This window comes from Hydrogenophaga sp. OTU3427, from assembly GCF_038440225.1.
In the GTDB taxonomy this organism is placed as follows: Bacteria; Pseudomonadota; Gammaproteobacteria; order Burkholderiales; family Burkholderiaceae_C; genus Hydrogenophaga.
Map to the genome: position 1 here is coordinate 1 of NZ_JASATI010000038.1, position 12,447 is coordinate 12,447.

At 69.6% G+C, this 12,447-nt stretch carries 13 protein-coding genes; 5 read left to right on the forward strand and 8 right to left on the reverse strand.

What is annotated here, in order from left to right:
* Positions 1-228: 228 nt before the first annotated feature.
* The 5 genes from AAHB17_RS18525 to AAHB17_RS18545 all read left to right on the forward strand — a co-directional run bounded on the left by AAHB17_RS18525 (position 229) and on the right by AAHB17_RS18545 (position 4,641).
* Entirely contained in the window at positions 229-2,217 is a 1,989-nt protein-coding gene (locus tag AAHB17_RS18525; protein WP_342132248.1) for an acetyl/propionyl/methylcrotonyl-CoA carboxylase subunit alpha, read from the forward strand.
* Positions 2,214-3,386 (forward strand): acyl-CoA dehydrogenase family protein, encoded by a 1,173-nt coding sequence (locus AAHB17_RS18530; RefSeq protein ID WP_342132250.1) that lies wholly within the window; start codon positions 2,214-2,216, stop codon positions 3,384-3,386. Before AAHB17_RS18525 ends, AAHB17_RS18530 begins: the two co-directional genes overlap by 4 nt.
* Positions 3,383-3,874, forward strand: a complete 492-nt coding sequence (locus tag AAHB17_RS18535) for a thioesterase family protein (RefSeq protein WP_342132252.1) — start codon at positions 3,383-3,385, stop codon at positions 3,872-3,874. Before AAHB17_RS18530 ends, AAHB17_RS18535 begins: the two co-directional genes overlap by 4 nt.
* A 73-nt stretch (positions 3,875-3,947) precedes the next feature.
* Positions 3,948-4,208 (forward strand): type II toxin-antitoxin system prevent-host-death family antitoxin, encoded by a 261-nt coding sequence (locus AAHB17_RS18540; protein WP_342132253.1) that lies wholly within the window; start codon positions 3,948-3,950, stop codon positions 4,206-4,208.
* Between the two features lie 16 nt (positions 4,209-4,224).
* Positions 4,225-4,641, forward strand: coding sequence for a type II toxin-antitoxin system VapC family toxin (locus AAHB17_RS18545; RefSeq protein ID WP_342132255.1), 417 nt, complete (start codon positions 4,225-4,227; stop codon positions 4,639-4,641).
* Positions 4,642-4,681: 40 nt separating this feature from the next.
* Here the strand turns inward: AAHB17_RS18545 and rfbC are convergent, their stop codons facing one another.
* Genes rfbC through AAHB17_RS18585 form a run of 8 tightly spaced genes read right to left on the reverse strand, consistent with a single transcriptional unit; the run spans position 4,682 to position 12,445 of the window.
* Complete coding sequence (rfbC, locus tag AAHB17_RS18550; protein ID WP_342132256.1) at positions 4,682-5,230, reverse strand: dTDP-4-dehydrorhamnose 3,5-epimerase; 549 nt, start codon at positions 5,228-5,230, stop codon at positions 4,682-4,684.
* Complete coding sequence (locus AAHB17_RS18555; RefSeq protein WP_342132257.1) at positions 5,227-7,233, reverse strand: O-linked N-acetylglucosamine transferase, SPINDLY family protein; 2,007 nt, start codon at positions 7,231-7,233, stop codon at positions 5,227-5,229. The genes rfbC and AAHB17_RS18555 overlap by 4 nt, the downstream gene beginning before the upstream one ends.
* Positions 7,234-7,293: 60 nt before the next feature.
* Complete coding sequence (rfbA, locus tag AAHB17_RS18560) at positions 7,294-8,178, reverse strand: glucose-1-phosphate thymidylyltransferase RfbA (RefSeq protein WP_342132258.1); 885 nt, start codon at positions 8,176-8,178, stop codon at positions 7,294-7,296.
* Positions 8,179-8,186: 8 nt separating this feature from the next.
* Positions 8,187-9,077: a dTDP-4-dehydrorhamnose reductase gene (gene rfbD, locus AAHB17_RS18565; RefSeq protein WP_342132259.1), complete on the reverse strand. Its 891-nt coding sequence runs from the start codon at positions 9,075-9,077 to the stop codon at positions 8,187-8,189.
* The gene (rfbB, locus tag AAHB17_RS18570; protein WP_342132261.1) at positions 9,074-10,150 is read right to left on the reverse strand and encodes a dTDP-glucose 4,6-dehydratase; all 1,077 of its coding nucleotides are present in this window, start codon (positions 10,148-10,150) and stop codon (positions 9,074-9,076) included. Before rfbB ends, rfbD begins: the two co-directional genes overlap by 4 nt.
* The gene (locus AAHB17_RS18575; RefSeq protein ID WP_342132262.1) at positions 10,147-11,439 is read right to left on the reverse strand and encodes an O-antigen ligase family protein; all 1,293 of its coding nucleotides are present in this window, start codon (positions 11,437-11,439) and stop codon (positions 10,147-10,149) included. Before AAHB17_RS18575 ends, rfbB begins: the two co-directional genes overlap by 4 nt.
* Positions 11,417-12,190, reverse strand: coding sequence for a glycosyltransferase family 2 protein (locus AAHB17_RS18580; RefSeq protein WP_342132264.1), 774 nt, complete (start codon positions 12,188-12,190; stop codon positions 11,417-11,419). The genes AAHB17_RS18575 and AAHB17_RS18580 overlap by 23 nt, the downstream gene beginning before the upstream one ends.
* A gap of 36 nt (positions 12,191-12,226) precedes the next feature.
* On the reverse strand, positions 12,227-12,445 hold the full coding sequence (locus AAHB17_RS18585; RefSeq protein ID WP_342132265.1) for a zinc-finger domain-containing protein: 219 nt from the start codon (positions 12,443-12,445) through the stop codon (positions 12,227-12,229).
* Between the last annotated feature and the right edge of the window lie 2 nt (positions 12,446-12,447).

Consider the following 12,447-nt stretch of genomic DNA (forward strand, 5'->3'; position numbering starts at 1 on the left):
ATCCTGTGAGGCGTCGTCGGAGGTCTGGCCGTGGGGGCGGCGCCCCCCCCGCGCCCCACACGGGGGGGAGGGCCACACCCCCCCCCCCCCCCCCCCGCCCCCGCCCCCCCCCCCCCCCCCCCCCCGCCCCCCGCGCCGGCGGGGGGGGGGCTCGGGGGGGGGAAGGAGGTGCGGCGCCAGCCAACCCGAAACGAACCCCACCGACGCAATGCAAGCAAGGAGCAAAGAATGAAAAAGCTCCTCATCGCCAACCGCGCCGAAATCGCCCGCCGCATCATCCACACCGCTCACCGACTGGGCATCGCCACCGTGGCCGTGTTTTCCGACCCAGACGCCCAGGCCCAACACGTCAAGGAAGCCGGCCAGGCGGTCGCGCTGCAAGGCAGCGCCTCGGCCGACACCTACCTGCGCACCGACAAGCTGCTGGCCGCTGCCCAGCAGACCGGCGCCGACGCCATCCACCCAGGCTACGGCTTCCTGAGCGAAAACGCCGACTTCGCGCAGGCCGTGATCGACGCCGGCCTGACCTGGGTCGGCCCGTCACCGGCGGCCATCCGCGCGCTGGGCAGCAAGTCGGGCGCCAAGGCGCTGGCGCAGCAGCAGGGCGTGCCTTGCCTGCCCGGCTACTTCGGCGCCGACCAGCGCGACGAGACCCTGCTGCGCGAGGCCGAGCGCATCGGTTTTCCCGTCATGGTCAAGGCCGTGGCCGGCGGCGGTGGGCGGGGCATGCGCCTGGTGCACGACCGTTCCCAGCTGCCGGCGGCCCTGCAGAGCGCGCGCTCGGAGGCCCTCAGCGGTTTCGGCAACAGCGACCTGTTGATCGAGCGTGCGCTGCTGAACCCGCGCCACGTGGAGGTGCAGGTGTTGGCCGACGCGCTGGGCCACTGCATCCACCTGGGCGAACGCGACTGTTCGGTGCAGCGCCGGCACCAGAAGATCATCGAGGAAGCGCCCAGCCCGGCGGTGGACGCCGCGTTGCGCGAACACATGGGCGCCTGCGCCGTGGCGCTGGCCCAGGCGGCCGGCTACGTGGGCGCGGGCACGGTGGAGTTTTTGCTCGACGGCCAGGATTTTTTCCTTATGGAGATGAACACACGGCTGCAGGTCGAACACCCGGTCACCGAAGCCCTGACCGGCCTGGACTTGGTCGAGCTGCAACTGCGCGTGGCGCGTGGCGAGGCCTTGCCGCTGGCTCAGGCCGACGTGCGCTTGCAGGGCCACGCCATCGAGGTGCGGTTGTGCGCCGAGGACGAGGACTTCCACCCGCACACCGGCACGGTGGCGCGTTTTGTGCCGCCCGTGGCCAGTGCCTTCGAGCGCGCTGGCCTGCGCTTCGACCACGCGCTGGCCGAGGGCATGTGGGTCTCGCCTCACTACGACGCCATGCTGGGCAAGCTGATCGCCCACGCGCCCACACGCGACGAGGCCATTGCCCGCCTGCGCCTGGGCCTGGCGCAGACCGAGCTGCTGGGCTTGCCCACCAACCGCGACTTCCTCTCGGCCTGCCTGGACCACCCGGTGTTCCGGGCGGGCCAGGCCCTGATCCCGTTCCTGGCCGAGGCGGGCGAGGCCATCCGCGAACGCCTGCGGCTGCAGGAACGCGCGGCCCTGCCGGCGGCCAGCCTGGCGCTGGTGCTGCACGATGCGCCGGCCGGGCAGGCGCTGGGCTGCCGCTACCCGCGACCGCTGCGGCTGCGCCACCGGGCCAACACCGGTGCCAGCGAGTTGACCATCGGCGGGGCGGGGCGGGCCACCTGGCACGAGGGGCACACGCAGCACGCGGTGGGCTGGCAGCGCGGCGCGCCCGGGCGGCTGTGCGTGGCCATCGGTGGCGTGTCGCACCAGGTGTCCGCGGTGCGCGCGGGCGCATCGGCCCTGGACGGCGCGCCACGCTGGCAGCTGTGGGTCGATGGGGTGTCGCTGTGGCTGGACGACCTGTCCCTGCTGCCACGCCGCCAGGGCGGCGCTGGCGGTGCGGGCGAGGTCTTGCGCGCGCCTTTCAATGGCAAGGTGCTGGCCCTGCACGTGGCCGCGGGCGACGTGGTGGCCCAGGGCGCGCCGCTGCTGGTGCTGGAGTCCATGAAGCTGGAGCACAGCCTGAGCGCGCCCCACGACCTGATGGTGGTGGCGGTGCACGTGACGCCGGGCCAGCAGGCCACACCGGGGCAGGTGTTGATGGCGTTTGCCCCGGTGCCGAAGAAGAAGGAGGAGGAATGAACACCCCTGCGACAACCGAGGGCCTGAGCGCGGCCGAGCTGCAAGACCTCTACGACACCGTCGCGCGTTTTGCGCGCGAGGCCATCGCGCCCCACGTGACCGCCTGGGACGAGGCCGGCGAATTCCCGCGCGAGCTGTACCGCCGCGCCGCCGCGCTGGGCCTGCTGGCCATCGGCTACCCCGAGGCCCTGGGCGGCGCCCCCGCCAGTTACGCCATGCGCATCCCGGTCTGGGTGGCCCTGTGCCGCCATGGCGGCAGCGGCGGCGTGCTGGCCAGCCTGTTCTCGCACAACATCGGCCTGCCGCCGGTGGTGGCGCATGGGTCGCCTGAACTGCAGGCGCGTGTGGTGCCCGAGGTGCTGGCGGGCGAGAAGATCGCGGCGCTGGCCATCACCGAGCCCGGTGGTGGCTCCGACGTGGCGGCCCTGCGCACCACGGCACGGCGCGATGGCGACAGCTACATCGTCGATGGCGAGAAGGTTTTCATCACCTCGGGCATGCGCGCTGACTGGATCACCACCGCGGTGCGCACCGGCGAGCCCGGCCGCAAGGGCGCGGGCGGCATCTCCATGCTGCTGGTCCCGGGCGACGCGCCGGGCCTGAGCCGCAGCAAGCTGCAGAAGATGGGCTGGCTGTGTTCCGACACGGCCCACCTGCGCTTCGATGGCGTGCGGGTGCCGGCCAGCCACCTGCTGGGCCAGGAGGGCGACGGCTTCAAGATCATCATGAACAACTTCAACGCCGAGCGCTTCGGCATGTCGGCGGCGGCCCTGGGTTTTGCCCAGGCCTGCTTCGACGAGGCGCTGGCGTGGGCGCGCCAGCGCAAGACCTTTGGTGCCGCCTTGGTGGAACACCAGGTGGTGCGGCACAAGCTGGTGGACATGCAGATGCGCATCAGCTCCACCGAGGCCTGGCTGAAAGCGGTGGCGGCGCAGGCCGATGGCGGCGACACCGGCGCGGCCTGGGTGGCGCAGGTCTGCCTGCTCAAGAACCATGCGACCCAGACCATGCAGTTCTGCGCCGACCAGGCGGTGCAGATCCTGGGTGGCATGGGCTTCATGCGCGGCACCGTGAGCGAACGCATCTACCGCGAGGTCAAGGTCATGATGATCGGCGGCGGCGCCGAAGAGATCATGAAGGAACTGGCCGCGAGACAATTGGGCCTATGAGCAAGAACAGCAAGATCGAAACCGTTCCGGTGGACTTCGAACCCGAGTTCATCGACGGCGTGCGCGACATCTTCGAAGAGAAGATCGTCTTTAACAAGGTCCTGGGCCTGAAGGTCACCGAGATCCGGCCGCAATGGTGCAAGGGCCGCATCCTGATGCGCCCCGAGCTGGTGGGGCACTTCGCCTACAACCGGCTGCACGGTGGCGTGATCAGCGCGGTGCTCGATGGCATGGGCGGCCTGGCGTCGATGGCGGCCATCGGCGCGCGCCACATGGACGAGACGCCGGCCCAGCGTATCCTGCGCTTTGCCAAGCTCGGCACCATCGACCTTCGCATCGACTACCTGCGCCCCGGCATCGGCGAGTATTTCGACGTCCACGCCGAGGTGCTGCGCCTCGGCTCGCGGGTGTGTTCCACCCGCATGGAACTGCGCGGCCCCGATGGCAAACTGCTGTCCACCGGGGCGGGGGCTTATATCGTCTCTTGATGGGGCTTGCGAGGTGATGGGATGCGTGTTTTGTCGTAACATACAAGCATTTCCCGTTGTCCAGGAGGTCGCCATGGCCGTGCACACCTTTTCCAGCCGAGATTTCACGCGCGACGTGTCGGCGGCCAAGCGCGCGGCCGCCGACGGGCCGGTGTTCATCACCGACCGGGGGCGTCCCGCTTTTGCGCTGCTCAAGATCGAGGACTACCACCGCATGGCGGGGCACCAAGCGGCATCGCTGCTGGACGTGATGGATGGCATTCCGGGAGGCGAGGGCATGGACTTCGACCCACCCCGTTTGCAGTTGGCGCTCCGTGCCGCCGACTTGACCTGAGACACAGGGCGCGTGCATGTATCTGCTGGACACCAACGTGATTTCAGAGCTGCGCCAAGGCAAACCCAACCCTGCTGCCGCGGTACGCGCCTGGGCCGCCACACAACCGGCTCAACAGCTGTTTTTGTCGGCCATCACGCTGCTCGAATTGGAGCTGGGCATCCAGGCCCTGGAGCGCCGAACGCCCCCACAAGGCAGCGCCTTGCGCTTGTGGTTGTCGGGCGTGCGGGCCGCTTTTGCGGGGCGCATTCTGGCCTTCACGGAGCACACCGCGCCGCTGTGTGCGGCCCTGCACCTGCCCAACCCGCGTTCGGAGCGCGATGCGATGATCGCCGCCACGGCCCTCGAACATGGCTTCACCGTTGTCACCCGCAACACGCCAGACTTCGCCGGCACTGGGGTCGGTTTGCTCAATCCGTGGCTCGCCGAATGACTATGTGGCTGTCCTCGATGACAGTTGTGCAGGGGGCACTTCAGCCAAACACCTCGGCCCGCGTCAGCGGCAGGCCGGCCGCGTCCTTGGCCGAGAGCAGCGGCGCCATGCCGATGTCGGGCCAATGGATGCCGATGTCGGTGTCGTTCCAGGCCACACAGCGTTCGTGTGCGGGCGCATAGTAGTCGGTGGTCTTGTAGAGGAAATCGGCGCTGTCGCTGGTGACCACAAAACCGTGGCCGAAGCCGGGCGGCACCCACAGCTGGCGCTGGTTGTCCTCGCTCAGCTCCACGCCCACCCATTGGCCGAAATGGGGTGAGCCGCGGCGCAGGTCCACCGCGACGTCGAACACGCTGCCCCGCGCCACCCGCACCAGCTTGCCCTGGGGCTGCTGGATCTGGTAATGCAGGCCACGCAGCACGCCCTTGGCCGAACGGCTGTGGTTGTCCTGGACGAAGTGGAAGTCGGTGCCCGTGGCCTCGTTGAAACGCTGCTGGTTGAAGCTCTCGAAGAAGAAGCCGCGCGCGTCGCCGAACACCTTGGGTTCGATGACCAGCACGCCGGGCAGGGCGGTGGGGATGACGTTCATGATGCGGTGAGTGGGGTGACGGTGAAGGGTTGGGGCGGCAGGCCTTGGCGCCAGCGTTCGACCATGTGCCGATAGGCTTGCTCGATATGGCGCGCCGAGCGCGTGGTGTCGAACAGCGGCGCGGCGTCGCGGTTGTCGCGCAGGCGGCGTTGCAAGGCCTGGAGTTGTTCGGGGTGGGTGGCCAGCTGCCCGGCCAGGTGTTCGTAGTCGGACAGGCTGTGGGTGATCAGCTCGGGAAGGCCCACGGCGGTCAGCAGGCTGGCGGCGACACGGCCCGCGAAGGCTTGGCCGCAGCAGGTCAGCACCGGCAGGCCCGCCCACAGGGCATCGCTGGCGGTGGTGTGGGCGTTGCAGGGCAGGGTGTCCAGGAACAGATCGGCCAGACGGTGCCGCGCCAGATGTTGGCTCAGCGGCGCACGTGTGGCAAACACCAGGCGGTTTGCGTCCACACCTTGATCGGCGGCGGCCCGCCGCAGGTTCTGGCGCGCCTGTTCGTCCTCGCACAAGAGCCAGAGCACGCTGCCGGGCACGCGCAGCAGCAGGCGCATCCACACCTGGAACACGTCCGAGGTGATCTTGTAATGGGCGTTGAAGGAGGCGAACACGAAACCTTGCGCCGGCAGGCCCTCGTCGGTGCGGGCGGGGGTGTCGGTGCCGATGTGCCGAAGGCGGTCGTTGACCTGGTAGCTGTCGGGCAGCTGGGCGATGTGTTCGCTGTAGTGGGACTGGTGGGACCGTGGCGTCACCACCGGATCGCCCAGGATGTAGTCCACGCCCGCCATGCCCAGGGTGCCGGGATAGCCCAGGTAGTTGACGACGATGGGCGCGGGCTTGTGCTTGAGAATGCCGGTGCGCGCGCCGTGGGTGTGGCCTTTGAGGTCGACGGCGATATCGATTTCTTGTGCACACATCCAGTCCACCACCTGGGCGTCGCTCCAGCCGCTGACGTCGACGAAGGCATCGAAGGCCCGCTGCAAGCGCTGGCGCATGGGACTGTGGTCGTCCGGGCCGAAGGACAGCGCCACCCATTCGAAATCCTTGCGGTCATGTTGCTCGAACAGGCCGGCCATCAGGTGGGCCGTCGCGTGTTCGTGGAAATCCGCCGACAGGTAGGCCACCTTGATCCGCCCGCCTGCGCGGGGCGTGTGGTTTCGAGGGCGTGCGCCGCTGGGTGGGTCGAAGATCTGGGCACAGCGCAGTTGCAGCGCCGGCTGGTCGCAGCAGGCCAGCAGCACAAAGGGCTGGATGTGTTCCACGCCCGCGGCCAGGCCGGCCTCGACCATGGCCAGCCAGCGCGGCAGTCCGGTCCAGTCGCACAGGTGCTGCTTGGCCTGCACCAGGGCGCCCACGGCCCGAGGGTAGCGTTGGGCCATCTGCAGGTCGGTGCTGAGCAGGCGTTCCAGCATCTGGGCCGCAGGCGCGAACTGGCGCTGGGCCAGCATCTCGATGGCCAGGCGGTAGAGGGGGTGATCGGCATGGGGCCAGAGTTGCCGCGGATCGGTCCGATCGACCAGCTGCAGGCCGCCGGCACGGGCGGCTTGCAGCAGGCCCTGCTTCAGTGCCTGCGCCTGACCGTGGCCAGGGTCGATGGCCAGGGCCCGGTTCAGGTCGTCCAGGGCATCGGCCGGCAGCCCTCGCTGCTGCGCCATGGCGGCCCGGGTGCAATACGCACTCACGTACGCGGGATGCAGGCGCAGGGCCTCGTCACAGGCCGCCTGCGCGCCGTGGAGGTCACCGCTGGCCCTGAGGGCGTTGGCGAGGTTGTGGTGGGCGGTGGCGTCGCCAGGCTGGCTGTGAAGGCTGCGCTGGAGGGCCTGGACGGCTTGTGCGTAGCGGCCGGTGCTGGCACACAAGACGCCCAGCAGGTGCAGCGCCATGGCGTGGTTCGGCGCCGCTTGCAGCACCGCATGCAACTGGGCCTCGGCATCCGCCAGGTGCCCCTGCTTCTGCAGGGCCAGCGCCTGGCGCAGCCGGGGCAGGTGCGGGTCGTTGCCGTGCTGCATCGGCTGCGCTCAGAAGGTGTGAGTGGTCCGGGCGGGCATGAAGGATTTGTTCACACCTTCTCAGTGGCGGCCGTCTTTCAGCAGGCTGTGCAGGTACTGGCCATAGCCGCTCTTGGCCAGGGGCGCGGCCAGGCGCTCCAGCTGGGCGTCGTCGATGAAGCCACCGCGCCAGGCGATCTCTTCGGGGCAGGCGATCTTCAGGCCCTGGCGGCGCTCCAGCGTGGCGATGAACTGGCCGGCATCGAGCAGGCTGTCGTGGGTGCCGGTGTCCAGCCAGGCGTAGCCGCGTTTCATGATCTGCACGCTGAGCTGCTGCTGTTCCAGGTAGGTCTGGTTGACCGTGGTGATCTCCAGTTCGCCGCGTGCACTGGGCTTCGTGGCCTTGGCGATGTCGATGACCTGCTGGTCGTAGAAGTACAGACCGGTGACGGCGTAGTTGCTCTTGGGCACCGTGGGTTTCTCCTCGATGCTGCTGGCCTTGCCGGCGGCATCGAAGGCGACCACGCCGTAGCGTTCCGGGTCGGTCACGTGGTAGGCGAAGACGGTGGCGCCGGTGGCCTGTGCATCGGCCGCGTGCAGCAGGGGCTGGAAGTCGTGGCCGTAGAAGATGTTGTCGCCCAGCACCAGGGCGCTGGGGTGGTTGCCAATGAATTGCTCACCGATGATGAAGGCCTGCGCCAAGCCGTCCGGGCTGGGCTGCACCGCGTACCGCAGGTTGATGCCCCATTGGCTGCCGTCGCCCAGCAACTGCTCGAAGCGTGGGGTGTCCTGTGGCGTGCTGATGAGCAGGATGTCACGCATGCCCGCCAGCATCAGGGTGCTCAGCGGGTAGTACACCATGGGCTTGTCGTAGATGGGCAGCAGCTGTTTGCTGATGGCCAGCGTGGCCGGGTGCAGACGGGTGCCGGAGCCGCCGGCGAGGATGATGCCTTTGCGTTGGGTCATGGGAGTCCTCAGAGGATTTCGTCGAGCATGCGGGCGACGCCTTGTTGCCAGGCGGGCAGGCGCAAGCCAAAGGTGGATTGCAGCTTGCCGCAGTCCAGGCGGGAGTTGTGGGGACGGCGCGCCGGGGTGGGAAACCCCGAGGTGGGCACCTGGTCCACCTGATCGGGGCCGGCCTTGAGGGGCCGGCCGCTCGCCTGTGCGTGGGCCAGCACGAAACGGGCGTAGCCGTTCCAGGTGGTTTCACCGGCGGCGCAGCAATGGTAGGTGCCCGACAGCGTGGGTTGCGACAGGGTGGTGCGGGCCGCGTGGGCGGTGACGTCGGCCAGCAGCTCGGCGCTGGTGGGCGCGCCGAACTGGTCGGCGATGACGGTCAGCCGTTCGCGCTCGGCGGCCAGGCGCAGCATGGTCTTGGCGAAATTGCCGCCGCGTGCGCCATAGACCCAGCTGGTGCGCAGGATCAGGTGGTGGCAGCCGCTGGCCTGGATGGCCTGTTCGCCGGCCAGCTTGCTGCGGCCATAGACCGAGAGCGGGCCGGTGCCGTCGGTCTCGGTCCAGGGGCGCTCGCCGCTGCCGTCGAACACGTAGTCGGTGCTGTAGTGCACCAGCAGCGCGCCCAGGCACGCGGCCTCGTCGGCCAGCACGCCGGGGGCCAGGGCGTTGAGGGTGTGCGCCAGTTCCGGTTCGCTCTCGGCCTTGTCCACGGCGGTGTGGGCGGCGGCGTTGACGATCAGGTCGGGTCGCAGGGCGCGCACGGTGTTGCGCAGGCCATCCAGCCGCGACAGGTCGCCGCAGTGTGTGGGGCCGTGGCGGTCGAGCGCGGTGAGTTCGCCCAGCACGCTCAGGCTGCGCTGCAGCTCCCAGCCGACCTGGCCGTTCCTGCCCAGCAGCAGGATCTTCACGCGGCGGCCCCGTCTGGTGCCCCGTACTGCGTGGCGACCCAGTCGCGGTAGGCGCCGCTTTGCACGCGTGCCACCCATTCGGCGTTGTCCAGGTACCACAGCACCGTCTTGCGGATGCCGGTATCGAAGGTCTCGGACGGCTTCCAGCCCAGATCGGCTTCGAGCTTGCGGGCGTCGATGGCGTAGCGCCGGTCGTGGCCGGGGCGGTCCTTCACGTAGCTGATCTGGGTGGCGTAGCGCTGGCCATCGGCGCGCGGACGCAGTTCGTCGAGCAGGGCGCAGACGGTGTGCACGATCTCGATGTTGGGCTTCTCGTTCCAGCCGCCCACGTTGTAGGTCTCGCCCAGCTGCCCGGCCTCGAGCACGCGGCGGATCGCGCTGCAGTGGTCCTTGACATAGAGCCAGTCGCGCACCTGCTGGCCGTCGCCATAGACCGGCAGGGGCTTGCCGGCCAAGGCGTTGACGATCATCAGCGGGATGAGCTTCTCGGGGAAGTGGTAGGGCCCGTAGTTGTTGCTGCAGTTGGTGGTCAGCACGGGCAGGCCGTAGGTGTGGTGCCAGGCGCGCACCAGGTGGTCGCTGGCGGCCTTGCTGGCGGAGTAGGGGCTGTTGGGCTCGTAGCGCTTGGTTTCCGCGAAGGCCGGGTCGGTGGGCGACAGGCTGCCGTAGACCTCGTCGGTGCTCACGTGCAGGAAGCGGAAGGCGGATTTCTCGGCCTCCTGCAGCCCGCTCCAGTAGGCGCGCGCGGCTTCGAGCAGGCGGAAGGTGCCCAGCACGTTGGTCTGGATGAAATCCTCGGGGCCGTGGATGGAGCGGTCGACGTGGCTTTCGGCGGCGAAATGCAGCACCGCGCGCGGGCGGTGTTCGGCCAGCAGGCGGTCGAGCAGCGCGCGGTCGCCGATGTCGCCCTGCACGAACACGTGGCGCGGGTCGCCCCGCAGCGAGGCCAGGTTTTCCAGGTTGCCCGCGTAGGTGAGCTTGTCCAGGGTCAACACGGGCTCGTCGCTGTGGGCGAGCCAGTCGAGGACGAAGTTGGCGCCGATGAAGCCGGCGCCGCCGGTGACGATGATCATGGTGTGTGGGGGCCGGAGCCGCTGGAGGGGATGGGGGGGGCGGGCGGGGCGGCGGCGCCCAGCAGGGCGACGGCGACGGACAGGCCCAGGCCCAGGGCGTAGAGGTTGTGGGCCATGTTCACATTGGTGAGGCCGCCGGACGCATGCAGCAGGGCCACGCCCCAGAGTTGCTGGCTGGCCACCGGGTGCGCCTGTTGCAGCGCCAGCGCCGCGCCGACGATGCCCGCCACGCCCAGCAGCACGGCAGCCAGGCCAGGCAAGCCGTGGTCGAACCAGGCGTTGAGGTAGTCGTTGTGGAAATGGCCCAGGCTTTTCCAGATGCGGGGGTCGTTCTGCGCCGCCAGCGCCTTGATCGCGGTTTCGCGCTGGGCGATGCCGTGGCCCAGCAGCGGCGCCTCGGTGATGCCCTGCCAGGCGGCCTGCCAGAGGCGCAGGCGCGCGCCCACCGGCGTGTCGGGGTTGTTGTGTGTCAGGGCCAGCACGACGTCCTCGCCAGCGGCCCGCAGGCGCAGCGGGTCGGCCTGCCAGCTGGCGGTGGAGGCCACCAGCGCGAGAGCCACCAGCAAGCCGCCCGCGATCCATGCCGCGGCCCGGTGGCGCTGGCGCCAGGCCTGCCACATGCACAGGCCCGCCAGCCACACGGCCACCAGCATGGCGCTGCGCGTCCGGCTCAGGAACACGGCGAGCAGGCCCAGCAGCAGCGCGGCCGCCCAGAGGCGGCGCCAGCCCCTAGGCTGGCTGGTGTCCAGCACCGCCGGCGCCAGCAGGCACAACATGAAGCCCACCGTCGCGGCCCATGGGATGGCGTTGCTGGGCAGTTCGTTGCGTCCGTGGGTCAGGGCCACACCGAAGGCGACCACACAGGCCGATGCGGTGGCGTGCACCAGCCAAGCCGGGTGGTGCTGCCCGAGCGGACCTTGGCGGCTCAGCCACCACACCGCGCCGGCAGTCAGCAGCAGGCGAACGTTGTCCTGCAGGCTGCTCAGAGGGTCGTGCCAGCCCAGCATGGCGGCGCCGGCCAGCAGCGCTGCCAGGGCGGTGGCACCTACCCATCGCCGTGCGCCGCGGGCCGCCGGGCTCTGGGGTCTGGGCGGCTGGCGGCCGGCCTGGGTGACGCTGAGCAAGGCCGCCCCCAGGCACAGCGCCAGCCAGGCCAGGCCGGCCCAGGTTGACGACAAGGGTGTCAGGGCCCAACCCAGGGCGCCCACGGGCAGCAGCAGCCGCAGGCCTGCCGTGCGCAGGCCAGGCCAACGCGGGGCAAGCCGTTCAGGTGCGCTTGACGACATCATCGAACCGCCCCTGGTCGTAACGCAGTGCCGCGTAGCGGAAGAAGCTCTCCAGGCTCACGAACAGACAGTACAGAAAGCCCTGCGCACCGCACAGCATGCCCAGCTGCAGCACGTACAGGCGCACGAAGCAGGCGCCGCCGGACGCCATGCCCCGCAGCACCCCGCCGGTGAGGCCCAGGCGGGCGCGCTTGACAGCCCCGAGCTGGGTGTACTGCGCCAGCTTGAGCAGGCTGCCATAGATGGTTTCGCGCGAGTGGTGGAGCAGGGGCTGCCGCAAGCGGCGCTCGCGGCGGGGCGTGGCCAGCACCGACTGTTCGTGCACCACGCCCTCGAAGCGCAGCAGGTCGGCGCGTTTGAACAGGCGCGGCACCCAGGAGGTGCTGCGCATGCGGGTCAGCGCGCGGCCGAAGGCCACCTGGGTCCAGCGCACCGCCCACACGCCGTCCTCGCCCGTGCGCAGCACCCGCTGGATTTCGTCGCGCAAGGCGGGCGTGATTTCCTCGTCGGCGTCGAGGAAGAGCACGTAGTCGCCCCGGGCGTGTTCGATCTGGCGGTTGCGCTGGGTGGCAAAGCCCTGCCAGTCGCCATAGACCCACACCTCGGCGCCCAGCTGCCGGGCGATCGCGTCCGTGCCGTCGGCGCTGCCACCGTCCACCACCAGCACCTGGTCCGCGAAACGGGCGCTCTCAATGCAGGCGGTGATGCGTTTGGCTTCGTTGAGCGTGAGGATGGCAATGGTCAGGGTTGCCATCCGCAGCCTGTCAGATCGTGCGTCACTGCGGGCAACTCAATGCCCGTGCGCGACGTGTTCACCGGCCTTGAGCCGGTAGACGGTTCCACAGTAGGGGCAACGGACCTCGCCGGTCTTGGCCACGTCCAGGTACACCTTGGGATGGCTGTTCCAGAGCTTCATGTCGGCCAGCGGGCTGGGGCAGAACACGCCGCCGTGGGCGTTGAGGTCCTTGGCGGCCAGTTCGATGGGGGCGTTGGCGGTGGCTTGGCTCATGG

Bases quoted from the DNA above. Each gene is read 5' to 3' on its own strand.
- AAHB17_RS18525 (WP_342132248.1), top strand. From the start codon at position 229: ATGAAAAAGCTCCTCATCGCCAACCGCGCCGAAATCGCCCGCCGCATC.
- AAHB17_RS18530 (WP_342132250.1), top strand. From the start codon at position 2,214: ATGAACACCCCTGCGACAACCGAGGGCCTGAGCGCGGCCGAGCTGCAA.
- AAHB17_RS18535 (WP_342132252.1), top strand. From the start codon at position 3,383: ATGAGCAAGAACAGCAAGATCGAAACCGTTCCGGTGGACTTCGAACCC.
- AAHB17_RS18540 (WP_342132253.1), top strand. From the start codon at position 3,948: ATGGCCGTGCACACCTTTTCCAGCCGAGATTTCACGCGCGACGTGTCG.
- AAHB17_RS18545 (WP_342132255.1), top strand. From the start codon at position 4,225: ATGTATCTGCTGGACACCAACGTGATTTCAGAGCTGCGCCAAGGCAAA.
- rfbC (WP_342132256.1), bottom strand. From the start codon at position 5,230: ATGAACGTCATCCCCACCGCCCTGCCCGGCGTGCTGGTCATCGAACCC.
- AAHB17_RS18555 (WP_342132257.1), bottom strand. From the start codon at position 7,233: ATGCAGCACGGCAACGACCCGCACCTGCCCCGGCTGCGCCAGGCGCTG.
- rfbA (WP_342132258.1), bottom strand. From the start codon at position 8,178: ATGACCCAACGCAAAGGCATCATCCTCGCCGGCGGCTCCGGCACCCGT.
- rfbB (WP_342132261.1), bottom strand. From the start codon at position 10,150: ATGATCATCGTCACCGGCGGCGCCGGCTTCATCGGCGCCAACTTCGTC.
- AAHB17_RS18575 (WP_342132262.1), bottom strand. From the start codon at position 11,439: ATGATGTCGTCAAGCGCACCTGAACGGCTTGCCCCGCGTTGGCCTGGC.
- AAHB17_RS18580 (WP_342132264.1), bottom strand. From the start codon at position 12,190: ATGGCAACCCTGACCATTGCCATCCTCACGCTCAACGAAGCCAAACGC.
- AAHB17_RS18585 (WP_342132265.1), bottom strand. From the start codon at position 12,445: ATGAGCCAAGCCACCGCCAACGCCCCCATCGAACTGGCCGCCAAGGAC.